This window comes from Paraburkholderia nodosa DSM 21604, assembly GCF_000519185.1.
Taxonomy (GTDB): Bacteria; Pseudomonadota; Gammaproteobacteria; order Burkholderiales; family Burkholderiaceae; genus Paraburkholderia; species Paraburkholderia nodosa.
The window spans coordinates 324,248-336,688 of sequence record NZ_JAFA01000008.1 but is presented as its reverse complement, the minus strand read 5'-3'; the positions used below and the strand labels follow the sequence as shown (position 1 = coordinate 336,688).

Sequence of the window (12,441 nt, the reverse complement as noted above, 5' to 3'; positions counted from 1 at the left end):
TCCAGATACTTGCGGATTTCCGGATGCGTCTTGTAGCGCTGGAATTCCTCGAACGGCGAGAGATACGGGTTCTGGTACGCCAGACCCACGACAAATCCCACCATCACCTGGTTGTTGTCGATGTGGTACAGGAACGAGCCGCCGTAGGTGTCGGACTCCAGCGGCCAGCCCGCGGTGTGGATCACGAGCCCCGGCTTGTGCCTGGCCGGATCGATCTCCCACAGTTCCTTGATGCCGATGCCGTAGACCTGCGGATCCGAATCCTTGCCGAGCTTGAACTTCTCGTTCAGCTGGCGGCCCAGATGCCCGCGGCAGCCTTCGCAGAACAGCGTGTACTTCGCGTGCAGCTCCATGCCGAGCTGGAAGTTCTCGGTAGGCTCGCCGTCCTTGCCGACACCCATGTTGCCGGTGGCGACGCCCTTGACCGACCCATCGTCGTTGTAGAGCACTTCGGCGGCCGGAAAGCCCGGGAAGATTTCCACGCCCAGCGCCTCGGCCTGCTGGCCCAGCCAGCGCGTGACGTTCGCGAGGCTGATGACGTAGTTGCCGTGGTTCTTGAAGTTGTCGGGCAGTGCCCAGTTCGGCACAGATTTAGCCCCCGTTTCGGAAAGAAAAAGGAACTTGTCCTCAGTCACGGGCACGTTCAGCGGTGCGCCTTGCTCTTTCCAGTCCGGCATCAGCTCGTTCAAGGCACGCGGATCCATGACCGCGCCCGAGAGGATATGCGCCCCGATTTCCGAGCCTTTCTCCAGCACGCAAACGCCGATTTCAGCGCCTTTCTCCGCGGCCAGCTGCTTCAGGCGGATCGCGGCAGACAGCCCGGCGGGGCCGCCGCCGACGATCACCACGTCGTATTCCATCGACTCGCGTGGGCCGTATTGCTCTAAAAGACTTGCGGGGGTCATCAATGCTCCTCTTGCCATTAGAATGCTTTTTTCGGGTTCGTATTGTCGGGTAACGTTCCCCGTGCCGCAACCCAACAGGCTAACATTAGCACGACCGTTCTATTCTGCGGCGTCAGATTTGGCGGGCCGACCCCGCTGCGTTCTGGCGCTTATTCACCTCTGAACAGGAACCGGAAATGGGCCGTTCGATCAATCTGGAAGGCAAGGTCGCGATGATCACGGGGGCCTCCAGCGGGCTCGGCAAGCGCTTCGCCCAGGTGCTCTCGCAGGCGGGCGCAAAAGTCGTGCTGGCAAGCCGCCGTGTGGAGCGGCTCAAGGAGCTGCGCGCCGAAATCGAGGCGAGCGGGGGCGCCGCGCACGTCGTTTCGCTCGACGTGACCGACTACCAGAGCATTCGCTCGGCGGTCGCGCACGCGGAAACCGAGGCGGGGACCATCGACATCCTCGTCAACAACTCGGGCGTCTCCACGACGCAAAAGCTCGCGGACGTCACGCCCGCCGACTTCGAATACGTGTTCGACACCAACACGCGCGGCGCCTTTTTCGTGGCCCAGGAAGTGGCCAAACGCATGATCATGCGCGGCAACGGCGGCGGCCCGAAGCCGGCGTACCGCATCATCAATATCGCTTCGGTGGCGGGTCTGCGCGTGCTGCCGCAAATCGGCCTGTACGCGATCAGCAAGGCCGCGGTCGTCCATATGACGAAGGCGATGGCGCTCGAATGGGGCCGCCACGGCATCAACGTGAACGCGATCTGCCCAGGCTACATCGACACGGAGATCAACCACCACCACTGGTCGACCGAGCAGGGGCAAAAGCTCGTTTCGATGCTGCCGCGCCACCGCGTCGGCAAACCCGAGGACCTGGACGGCCTGCTGCTGCTGCTCGCCGCCGACGAGTCGTCGTTCATCAACGGTTCGATCATTACCGCCGACGACGGCTTCGGGCTCACCTGAACCCAGGCGAGTCCGGCCGCCGGCCGGCATTCCGTTTTTTCGCAACAACACGAAGTTGAAGTGCAATGAGTGACTACCACCCCGTATTTGAAATGACCATGCCGATCCGTTGGGGCGACATGGACGCGTTCGGCCATGTGAACAACACGGTCTATTTCCGCTACATGGAGCAGGTGCGGATTTCCTGGTTCGAGCATCTGGGCGTGGCCGCGGAGAGCGGCGACGGACAGGGCCCCGTGATCGTCAATGCTTCGATGGAATTCCTCAAGCAGCTGCATTACCCCGGCGACATCGTCTGCACGATGACGGTCGGCCAGCCGGGCCGCAGCAGCTTCGACACTGGTTTCGAACTGCGCCGCGCCGACGAGCCGGACACGCTCTACGCACGCGGGAACGCGCGCTGCGTGTGGATCGACTACGCGGCGGGCAAATCGGTGCCGATTCCCGACATGCTGCGCGCCACCATCGAGCATGCGGGTCTCGTCAAGTCCGACCGGGTAGGCTGAGCGCCCATATGTCGCGCGCCGCCCGGCGGCGCGCCCTTACTGGCCGAGCAGCCGCTGCAGCAGCTCGGTGGCGTTCCCGGTGTCGTACTTGCGCATGAGGCGCGCGCGATAGACATCCACGGTGCGCGGGCTGATCTCGAGAATTCGCCCGATCTGCTTGCTGGTCTTGCCGGTAACGAGCTGCGCGGCGATCTCGCGTTCGCGCGGCGTGAGTTCGATGGCCACGCGCCGCGTCGCGCTCAGGTCTTCAAACGTCCAGACGCCCGCCGCGTGCGGCTCGGCGCGATCGAGCGAGCGCCCCGTGACGTGACACCAGAAGAGCTCGCCGTTGGCGCGCTTCATGATGCGGTCGTCGGCGTAACTGCCTTGCGCCGTCATGATCGGCGGGATGCGTGCGCCAATGCGCTCGAATTCGTCCGCCGAAGGGTAGAGCAGCTGGAACGACTGGCCGATCAGCGCCTCGCGTGCGCAGCCGAAGATGGCGGCGACCTGGTCGTTGCAATCGACGATGGTGCGCTCGCGCGCGAGCACGAGGCCGATGGGCGCAAGATGGAACGCGGTCTGGTAGTCGAGAGCGGAGCGTTCGACGGGTTGGGTGGGAGCGGCCATGGCTGACGGTGCGGGTATTGCTTTATGTAGTTTTGCGTATTGTGCCGTAACAGGGGGCCAGCGTACGCTTTGCACCCATCGGAGGGGCAGTTTTCCACGCTCGCGCGGCTCGTTTGGGCCCGTGCGCGCGGCCCGGCCGGGCTGCCCGCTTCACGGCAACGCCGCCGGGGCATGACTAGAATTGAACATCCGGACGCGCTAGACGTCCGCGCGACAAACCGGATTGGCGGATTTCCATTCGAGGAAGGGACACACTGATGAACAAGGTCTATAAAAGCGCGGCTGCCGCGCTCGAGGGCATCGTCAAGGACGGCCAGACATTCGCGGTCGGCGGCTTTGGGCTGTGCGGCATTCCCGAAGCCCTGATCGCGGCACTGCGCGATACGGGCGTGAAGGGCATCACCTGCATCAGCAACAACGCGGGCGTGGACGGCTTCGGCCTCGGCCTGCTGCTGGAGACGCGCCAGATCAAGAAAATGATCTCGTCGTACGTGGGCGAGAACAAGGAATTCGAGCGCCAGTATCTGTCGGGCGAACTCGAACTCGAATTCACGCCGCAAGGCACGCTGGCTGAAAAGCTGCGCGCGGGCGGCGCCGGCATTCCGGCGTTCTTCACGAATACCGGCTTCGGCACGCTGATCGCCGAAGGCAAGGAAACGCGCCAGTTCGGCGACAAGCACTACGTGCTCGAGCATTCGCTCACCGCGGATGTCGCGCTCGTGAAGGCGTGGAAGGCCGACAAGTCGGGCAACCTGGTCTTCCGCCGCACGGCGCGCAACTTCAACCCGATGTGCGCGATGGCGGGCAAGGTCACCGTGGTGGAAGTGGAGGAGATCGTCGAGAACGGCGCACTCGATCCGGACGCCGTTCATACGCCGGGCATCTTCGTGCAGCGCATCGTGCTCAACGCGCACCCGGAAAAGCGCATCGAACAACGCACCGTGCGCGCAGCCGCGGGCAACTGAGGAAGGAGACCGACCATGGCATGGAATCGTGATGAAATGGCCGCGCGCGCGGCGAAGGAACTGCAGGACGGCTTCTACGTGAACCTCGGCATCGGGCTGCCCACGCTCGTGGCCAACCACGTGCCCGCGGGCATGGAAGTGTGGCTGCAGTCGGAAAACGGCCTGCTCGGCATCGGCCCGTTCCCGACCGAGGACGAAGTGGACGCCGACATGATCAACGCCGGCAAGCAGACCGTGACGACGCTGGCGGGTTCGTCGATTTTCTCTTCCGCGGACTCGTTCGCGATGATTCGCGGCGGCCACATCAACCTGGCGATCCTCGGCGCGATGCAGGTGAGCGAGAAGGGCGACCTGGCCAACTGGATGATCCCTGGCAAGATGATCAAGGGCATGGGCGGCGCGATGGACCTGGTGGCGGGCGTCGGCCGCGTGGTCGTGCTGATGGAGCACGTGGCGAAGGGCGACCAGCACAAGATCCTCGAAGCCTGCACGCTGCCGCTGACGGGCGTGGGGGTGGTCGACATCATCATCACCGACCTCGGCGTGATGGAAGTGAGCGACGCAGGTCTGAAGGTGACCGAACTCGCACCGGGCGTGACGGTCGACGAGATCAAGGCGAAGACCGGCGCGCCGCTCGACGTGAGCGCCGTGGGCTGAACGTCGTAGCGTAAGCATGATTGGCGGCGGGCGAGACTCCGGTCTCGCCCGTTTCGCTTTTGCGTACGGTTTGCGTGCGGCTTGACCGGCGATGCCGGGCGGCAAAGCCGTTTACAATCGGCCGAAAGCCTTGATGCGCCTTCGAGCGAGGATTTCGCGATGACCGAATCGACCGCAGTGCCGCGCCAGCAGTACGTCCAGTGTCTCAGTCCCGCGGGCCTGCACCGCATCGCGTACACCGAGTGGGGCGACCCCGCCAACCCGCGCGTGCTCGTGTGCGTGCATGGACTCACGCGCTCGGGGCGCGACTTCGACCGCTTCGCCGCCGCGATGGCCGACCAGTATCGCGTCGTGTGCCCGGACGTGGCCGGGCGCGGGCTGTCATCGTGGCTGCTCGACCCGCGCGGCTACGGCGTCGCGCAGTACGTGGCGGACATGGTCACGTTGATCGCGCGCACGGGCGTGGAGAAGGTGGACTGGTTCGGTACGTCGATGGGCGGCCTGATCGGTATGGCGCTCGCGGGGCTGCCGGGCGCGCCCATTGGCCGCATGCTGCTCAACGACATCGGGCCGCAAATCGAACCCGCGTCGCTCGCGCGCATCGGCGAGTACGTCGGGCAAGGCGGGTCTTTCGCTACGCTCCAGGAAGGCATCGACAATGCGGCGCTGCTCGCGGCCTCGTTCGGCCCGCTGAGCGCCGGGCAATGGCGCGAGATCAACACGCCGTTGCTGCATGAAGTCGAAGGCACGTGGCGCTACCGGTACGACCCGCGCATTGCGGAACCCTTCAAGTCGACCACGCCCGAGCAGAACGAGGAGGGCGAGAAGTTTCTGTGGCGCTCGCTCGCTGCGTTCGAAGGGCCTGTGCTCGTCGTGCGCGGCGCGCTTTCGGACCTGCTTTCGCGCGAAACGGTCGCGAAGATGGTCGCGACCGGGCGCCATGTATCGAGCGTCGAAATCGAGGGCGTAGGGCATGCGCCGGCGTTCCTCGCGCCCGACCAGATCGCGATCGCGCGCCGTTTCTTCGACGGCGAGGCCCTTCGCGCGTCATAATATGAGATTCGCCGGCATATTCCTGCGCGCGCCGATGCGCGCTGGATCGTGCCGGCCTGGAAGTTGACCGTTCTTCACTTCTCAACAGGAATTTTCATGGCAGTCATTCGTCACCACGTTGGTCCACGTCTTTCGGAAACCGCCATCCACAATGGCACCGTCTACCTGGCTGGCCAGATCGCGGAAGAGACCAAGCAGGACATCGCCGGCCAGATGCGCGAAGTGCTCGGCCACATCGACCGCCTGCTGGGTGAGGCGAACAGCGACAAGTCGCTGCTTCTCTCGGTGCAGATCTATATCGCCGACATGAAGGATTTCCCCGGCATGAACGCCGAGTGGGACAAGTGGGTCGCGCAAGGCGCGACGCCGCCGCGTGCGACGGTCGAAGCGAAGCTCGCAAATCCGGAATGCCTCGTCGAGATCGTCGTGGTGGCTGCGCAGCGCGATTGAGCGCAGCTGGTTTGATCCTTTTCGTTGTCGCCCGTCCGGCAAGCCGGCGGGCATCGCCTCATGAGTAGCGACACCGTTCCTCCCGCCCCCGCGGTTTCCGCCGATTCTGGCGCGCTGCCGTCGCTCGACGACGCGCTCGCGTTCGTGCGCGAGCACGCCGGTGACGCACGTCTTTCCACGGGCGAGCCGCTCGTCGAGCATGCGCAGGGCACGGCATTCATCGTGAGCCGGCTCAACGTCGATCCGCCTGCGGTGCTCGCCGCGGCGCTCTTCAATCTCGCGCCGCACCTCGACGATCCGGAAGGCGCGCTCGAAGCGCGTTTCGGCGCGGAAGTCGCGAAGCTCGTGTTCGACGTGCGCAAGCTGTTGCGGCTCGGCACCGTGAGCCTGCGCGCGGCGCAGCATGCCGTGCCCGAAGCGGGCCGCGAAAGTCGCGACGCCCAGGCGGCGCGGCGCGCGCAGGTCGAGTCGCTGCGCAAGATGCTGCTGGCGTTCGCGCAGGACATCCGCGTCGTGTTGATCCGGCTCGCGTCGCGCCTGCAGTCGCTGCGCTTTTACGCGGCGGCGAAGATCACGCCGGCGCCCGGGATCGCGCACGAGACGCTCGAGATCTACGCGCCGCTCGCCAACCGTCTCGGCATCTGGCAACTGAAGTGGGAACTCGAAGACCTCGCGTTCCGCTTCCAGGAGCCCGATACCTACAAGCGTATCGCCAAGTTGCTCGACGAAAAGCGCGTGGAGCGCGAGAGCTACGTGTCCGAGGCGATCGCGCGGCTGCAGAGCGAGCTTGCCGCGGCCCATATCCAGGCCGAGGTGAGCGGGCGGCCCAAGCACATCTACAGCATCTGGAAGAAGATGCGCGGCAAGGAGATCGACTTCTCCGAGCTTTACGACGTGCGCGCGTTCCGCGTGATCGTGCCCGACATCAAGGATTGCTACACGGTGCTTGGCATCGTGCACAACCTCTGGCAACCGGTGCCGAGGGAATTCGACGACTACATCTCGCGGCCCAAGCCCAACGGTTATCGGTCGCTGCACACGGTCGTGATCGGCGACGACGGCCGTGCGTTCGAAGTGCAGATCCGCACGCAGGAGATGCATCAGTTCGCCGAATACGGCGTGGCCGCGCACTGGCGCTACAAGGAAGCCGGTGCGAAGGGCTACGGCGGCCAGTTCAGCGCGAGCAGCAGCTACGACGAGAAGATCGCGTGGCTGCGCCAGCTGCTCGCCTGGAAGGACGATGTGTCGGATGGGCGCCAGTCGTGGGAGCAGCTGCGCCAGGCCACGCTCGACGACGACCACATCTACGTCCTCACGCCCCAGGCGCGCGTGATCGCGCTGCCGCAGGGCGCAACGCCGCTCGACTTCGCCTATCACCTGCACAGCGAACTGGGCCATCGCTGCCGCGGCGCGCGCGCGGACGGCGCGATGGTGCCGCTCAACACCCAGCTTCGCAACGGCCAGACGGTCGAAATCGTCTCGGTGAAAGAGGGCGGCCCGTCGCGCGACTGGCTCAATCCGCAGCTCGGTTATCTGCAAAGCCCGCGTGCGCGCCAGAAGGTCCGCGCGTGGTTCAACGCGATCGAGGCGGAGGAAAACATCGCCAACGGCCGCGCGATGGTGGAAAAGACGCTGCAGCGCGAGGGCCGCACGTCGGTCAGTCTCGATCAGCTCGCCGCCAAGCTGGGCTTCAAGTCGCCCGACGACCTCTTCAGCGTGGTCGGCAAGGAAGAGTTCAGCCTGCGCAACGTCGAGCACGCGCTGCACGACGCGCCCACGGCCGAACCCGAAGAGGAGACGCCCGAGCAGCTCACCAAGCGCGCGAGCGGCACGAACGTCGCGCATGGCGGGTCGTCGGGCGTGCTGGTGGTGGGCGTGGACGCGCTCCTTACGCAGCTCGCGCGCTGTTGCCGGCCCGCGCCGCCCGACGCGATCAGCGGTTTCGTTACGCGCGGCAAGGGCATGTCGATCCATCGCAGCGACTGCCCGACCTTCCTGCGCATGGCCAACCGCGCGCCCGAGCGCGTGCTGCACACCACGTGGTCCGCCGACGTGATGGGCGGGCGCGGCCAGTCGGTCTACCCGGTCGATATCTCGATCGAGGCCACCGACCGCCAGGGTTTGCTGCGCGACATCTCCGAAGTGTTCGCACGCGAGAAGATGAACGTGATCGGCGTGAAGACGCAGTCGCGCCGCAATGCAGCGTACATGCAGTTCACCGTGGAAGTGTCGAATTCGGCGCAGATCCAGCGCGCCTGCGCGCTGCTGGGCGAGGTGGGCGGGGTGCAGCGGGCGTCGCGCCGGGGTTGAGGCGGCCAGGCGTGGCGGGCAAAGATTGCCGCGCTGCAAAAAATACTTGCCAAGTCTGCGGCTGCTTCATATAATCTCTCTTCTTCAGGCTCGTAGCTCAGCTGGTTAGAGCACCACCTTGACATGGTGGGGGTCGTTGGTTCGAGTCCAATCGAGCCTACCAACGAAATCGAGTCCTTGGGTTTACCGGGGGCTCAAGGCAGTAAATGCACAAAGCGCGCTGTGCCTGCAAAGGAAGCGCCATAAGGCGAGTACGGTTATGACACCGCGAACGTTTACCGAAACTACTTCGGAGCGACGCTAGTCGAGGACCTCTTTCGCCTCTGCAGTCAGGTTTGAAAAGTGAATGCGGCCCCTCGAAAGCGGGGCCGCTTTTTTTTCGCTGTGAAGTTTTCCGCAGTCTGTTCCCACGAACAATACGATGTGCCTGCGCGGCACTTCTGGAGAAAAACATGGTTGCGATACGTCTACCCGACGGTTCGGTTCGACAGTACGATCATCCCGTCACGGTCGCCGAAGTGGCGGCTTCGATTGGCCCCGGTCTCGCGAAGGCGGCGCTCGGCGGCAAGCTCGACGGCGAACTGGTCGATACGTCGACGCTGATCGATCGTGACGCATCGCTCGCCATCGTCACCGACAAGGACGGCGACGGCCTCGACATCATCCGTCACTCGACGGCGCACTTGCTCGCCTACGCGGTGAAGGAGCTTTATCCGGAAGCGCAGGTCACGATCGGGCCGGTCATCGACAACGGCTTTTACTACGACTTCGCGTACAACCGTCCCTTCACGCCCGAAGATCTCGAAAAGATCGAAAAGCGCATGCAGGAGCTCTCGAAGAAGGATGAGCCGGTGTCGCGCCGCGTCGTCACGCGCGGCGAGGCCGTGGACTACTTCAAGAGCATCGGCGAGAAGTACAAGGCCGAGATCATCGAATCGATTCCGGGCGACCAGGACATCAAGCTGTACTCGCACGGCGGCTTCACGGACCTGTGCCGCGGCCCGCACGTGCCGTCCACGGGCAAGCTCAAGGTCTTCAAGCTCATGAAGGTCGCGGGCGCCTACTGGCGCGGCGACTCGAAGAACGAGCAGCTGCAGCGCATCTACGGCACGGCCTGGACGAAGAAGGAAGACCAGGACCAGTACCTCCACATGCTCGAAGAGGCCGAAAAGCGCGACCACCGCAAGCTCGGCAAGCAGCTCGACCTGTTCCACATGCAGGACGAGTCGCCGGGCATGGTGTTCTGGCACCCGAAGGGCTGGACGCTCTGGCAGCAGGTCGAACAGTACATGCGCGGCCGCCTGCGCCTGGCCGGCTACGACGAAATCAAGACGCCGATGATCATGGACCGCTCGCTCTGGGAAGCGTCGGGTCACTGGCAGAACTATCGTGAAAATATGTTCACGACGGAGTCGGAAAAGCGCGACTACGCGATCAAGCCGATGAACTGCCCGGGCCACGTCCAGGTGTTCAACCACGGCCTGCGCTCGTATCGCGATCTGCCCCTGCGTTACGCGGAGTTCGGCTCGTGCCACCGCAACGAGGCGTCGGGCGCGCTGCACGGTCTCATGCGCGTGCGCGGCTTCGTCCAGGACGATGCGCACATCTTCTGTACGGAAGACCAGATCATCAGCGAGTCGATCGCCTTCAACACGCTGGCGATGAGCATCTACAAGGATTTCGGGTTCGATCACATCGACATCAAGCTCTCGCTGCGCCCGGATTCGCGCGCGGGGACGGATGAAACGTGGGATCGCGCCGAACAGGGCCTGCGCGAGGCGCTCACGGCCTGCGGCCTGCAGTGGGAAGAGCTGCCGGGCGAGGGCGCGTTCTACGGTCCGAAGGTCGAGTACCACATCAAGGACGCGCTCGGTCGCTCGTGGCAGTGCGGCACGCTGCAGCTCGACATGGTCCTGCCGGAGCGCCTTGGCGCCGAGTACGTGGCCGAGGACAACAGCCGCCGCCGCCCCATCATGCTGCACCGCGCCATCCTCGGTTCGATGGAGCGTTTCCTCGGGATTCTGATCGAGCACCATGCCGGCGCGATGCCGCCGTGGCTCGCTCCGGTGCAGGCGGTTGTGATGAATATCGCGGAAAGTCAGGCCGAATATGCCGCGAATCTGGCCCAATCGTTGCAAAAACAAGGGGTTAGAGTGGTGGCCGATTTGCGCAACGAGAAAATTAGCTATAAAATACGCGAGCACACGCTTGAGAAGGTTCCTTACCTGCTTGTCGTCGGCGACAAGGAGCGTGAAGCACAAACGGTAGCCGTGCGTGCCCGTGGCGGTGTCGATCTGGGTGTCATGCCCGTCGATGCCTTTACTGCGCGTCTTGCGGAAGACGTCAAGACGTTCAAGTAAGCCACTGTGGCAGCGCGGCTCGTTTTTTTAATTTTTAGAGGAAACGTAACATCGCTACGGATAAGTCGCATCGCATCAACGGTGAAATCACTGCACCCGAGGTGCGTCTCGTCGGAATCGAGAACGAGCCGCTCGGCATCGTAAAGCTGGCCGATGCGTTCCGCATGTCGGAACAGCAGGACGTCGATCTGGTTGAAATTGCTCCTCAGGCGGTGCCTCCCGTATGCCGCTTGATGGACTACGGCAAGTTCAAGTACCAGGAATCGAAGAAGCAGCACGAGGCCAAGCTCAAGCAAAAGGTCATCCAGGTCAAGGAAGTCAAGTTCCGCCCGGGTACCGACGACGGCGATTACAACGTCAAGCTGCGCAATCTCATCCGCTTCCTCGATGAAGGCGACAAGACGAAGATCACGTTGCGTTTCCGGGGCCGCGAAATGGCCCACCAGGAAATCGGCATGCGCATGCTCGAACGCCTGCGCACCGACCTCGACGAAGTCGGTCAGGTCGAGCAGATGCCGAAGATGGAAGGGCGCCAGATGATCATGGTGCTCTCGCCCAAGAAGAAGAAGTAATTGGCGTGCCGCGCGGCGCAGTCTGCGCGGCGGTCAAAAGCAGTTTTCAATGACGTCTTCGGCGCCGTGGTGCGCAGAAGGCGGCAAGCAGGTTCCGGAACGGCGCCCGCACGCTGCACGTGAAGTGCGGCAAACGGGCGTTCTTCCTGAAAGCGGCGGCGAGCTTGTTTTTCAAAAGCCAGCCAGTCGCCAAAACAAGTGGAGTGGGTTTCGAAGGGCGGAGTCCCGGCGAGGTGTGCGAACACCGCGCCAACCGCACACCCATGTCCATCAAATAATGGAGTTGTCTGTCATGCCGAAGATGAAGACCAAGAAGAGCGCTGCAAAGCGCTTCGTGGTTCGTCCGGGCGGTACCGTCAAGCGCGGTCAAGCCTTCAAGCGTCACATCCTGACCAAGAAGACCACCAAGAACAAGCGTCATCTGCGTGGTGCAACGGCCGTTCACGATTCCGATCTGAACTCCGTGCGCGCAATGCTGCCGTTCGCGTAATCCTCAACCGATAACTCATAGGAGCGAAACATGCCTCGAGTCAAACGTGGGGTTACCGCACGGGCCCGCCACAAGAAGATCATCAACCTGGCCAAGGGTTACCGCGGCCGTCGCAATAACGTCTATCGCATCGCCAAGCAGGCGGTCATGCGCGCAGGCCAGTATGCCTACCGCGATCGCCGCAACAAGAAGCGTGTGTTCCGCGCACTGTGGATCACGCGTATCAACGCGGCGGTGCGTCAGCACGACATGACCTACAGCGTGTTCATCAACGGCCTGAAGAAGGCTTCGATCGAACTCGACCGCAAGGTTCTGGCTGACATGGCTGTGTTCGACAAGGCTGCATTTGCTGCGATCGTCAAGCAGGTGAAGGCCGCCGTCGCTGCCTGATAGCAGGTATTGCGCAGGTTCGTTGCAGCAGACATTCCGGTAGTCTCGGTGATGCTGCAACAAAAACGGGGCTCCTCACCGAGCCCCGTTTTTGTTGGTAATTACGCTTCTTGCGCCGTTTCATGGAGTGTCTTCGCGTCGCCATTGCCAGGCATCATGATGGCGTGCCGTGAGCGCGGAGAGGCTCCAAGTCTCAAACTCTGACGCTGAAAAGATGG

General features: G+C 63.5%; 13 protein-coding genes and 1 tRNA gene. 12 read left to right on the top strand and 2 right to left on the bottom strand.

The features are described 5' to 3' along the window. On the bottom strand, positions 1-905 hold a 905-nt coding region (locus A3CW_RS0114715; RefSeq protein WP_035513017.1), incomplete at its 3' end, for an NAD(P)/FAD-dependent oxidoreductase. A 176-nt stretch (positions 906-1,081) separates the two neighbouring features. On the opposite strand from A3CW_RS0114715, the gene A3CW_RS0114710 reads away from it, so the two are divergent. Both A3CW_RS0114710 and A3CW_RS0114705 read left to right on the top strand, forming a co-directional pair. Further along, positions 1,082-1,861 (top strand): SDR family oxidoreductase, encoded by a 780-nt coding sequence (locus A3CW_RS0114710; RefSeq protein ID WP_028204260.1) that lies wholly within the window; start codon positions 1,082-1,084, stop codon positions 1,859-1,861. Between the two features lie 65 nt (positions 1,862-1,926). Then, entirely contained in the window at positions 1,927-2,367 is a 441-nt protein-coding gene (locus tag A3CW_RS0114705; protein WP_028204259.1) for an acyl-CoA thioesterase, read from the top strand. A gap of 36 nt (positions 2,368-2,403) precedes the next feature. Here A3CW_RS0114705 and A3CW_RS0114700 read toward each other — a convergent pair whose 3' ends face one another. Next, on the bottom strand, positions 2,404-2,976 hold the full coding sequence (locus tag A3CW_RS0114700) for a LuxR C-terminal-related transcriptional regulator (protein ID WP_028204258.1): 573 nt from the start codon (positions 2,974-2,976) through the stop codon (positions 2,404-2,406). Between the two features lie 257 nt (positions 2,977-3,233). Between A3CW_RS0114700 and A3CW_RS0114695 the strand changes: the two genes are divergently transcribed. The 10 genes from A3CW_RS0114695 (at position 3,234) to rplT (ending at position 12,223) form a co-directional block, all read left to right on the top strand. After that, a complete protein-coding gene (locus A3CW_RS0114695) occupies positions 3,234-3,941 on the top strand; it encodes a CoA transferase subunit A (protein ID WP_028204257.1) in 708 nt (235 codons plus the stop codon). Positions 3,942-3,956: 15 nt separating this feature from the next. Then, positions 3,957-4,598, top strand: a complete 642-nt coding sequence (locus A3CW_RS0114690) for a CoA transferase subunit B (RefSeq protein WP_028204256.1) — start codon at positions 3,957-3,959, stop codon at positions 4,596-4,598. 159 nt (positions 4,599-4,757) lie between these two features. After that, positions 4,758-5,651, top strand: coding sequence for an alpha/beta fold hydrolase (locus A3CW_RS0114685; RefSeq protein WP_028204255.1), 894 nt, complete (start codon positions 4,758-4,760; stop codon positions 5,649-5,651). Positions 5,652-5,747: 96 nt separating this feature from the next. Next, positions 5,748-6,101: a RidA family protein gene (locus A3CW_RS0114680; RefSeq protein ID WP_028204254.1), complete on the top strand. Its 354-nt coding sequence runs from the start codon at positions 5,748-5,750 to the stop codon at positions 6,099-6,101. 60 nt (positions 6,102-6,161) lie between these two features. After that, the gene (locus A3CW_RS0114675; RefSeq protein ID WP_028204253.1) at positions 6,162-8,411 is read left to right on the top strand and encodes a RelA/SpoT family protein; all 2,250 of its coding nucleotides are present in this window, start codon (positions 6,162-6,164) and stop codon (positions 8,409-8,411) included. 86 nt (positions 8,412-8,497) lie between these two features. Beyond that, positions 8,498-8,574 (top strand) — tRNA-Val (locus tag A3CW_RS0114670). A gap of 289 nt (positions 8,575-8,863) precedes the next feature. Continuing rightward, complete coding sequence (gene thrS, locus A3CW_RS0114665; protein ID WP_028204252.1) at positions 8,864-10,771, top strand: threonine--tRNA ligase; 1,908 nt, start codon at positions 8,864-8,866, stop codon at positions 10,769-10,771. A gap of 50 nt (positions 10,772-10,821) precedes the next feature. Continuing rightward, complete coding sequence (gene infC / locus A3CW_RS0114660; protein ID WP_081771662.1) at positions 10,822-11,343, top strand: translation initiation factor IF-3; 522 nt, start codon at positions 10,822-10,824, stop codon at positions 11,341-11,343. A gap of 292 nt (positions 11,344-11,635) precedes the next feature. Then, positions 11,636-11,833, top strand: coding sequence for a 50S ribosomal protein L35 (gene rpmI / locus A3CW_RS0114655; protein WP_004191477.1), 198 nt, complete (start codon positions 11,636-11,638; stop codon positions 11,831-11,833). Between the two features lie 30 nt (positions 11,834-11,863). After that, the gene (gene rplT / locus A3CW_RS0114650; RefSeq protein WP_004192938.1) at positions 11,864-12,223 is read left to right on the top strand and encodes a 50S ribosomal protein L20; all 360 of its coding nucleotides are present in this window, start codon (positions 11,864-11,866) and stop codon (positions 12,221-12,223) included. Positions 12,224-12,441 lie beyond the last annotated feature (218 nt).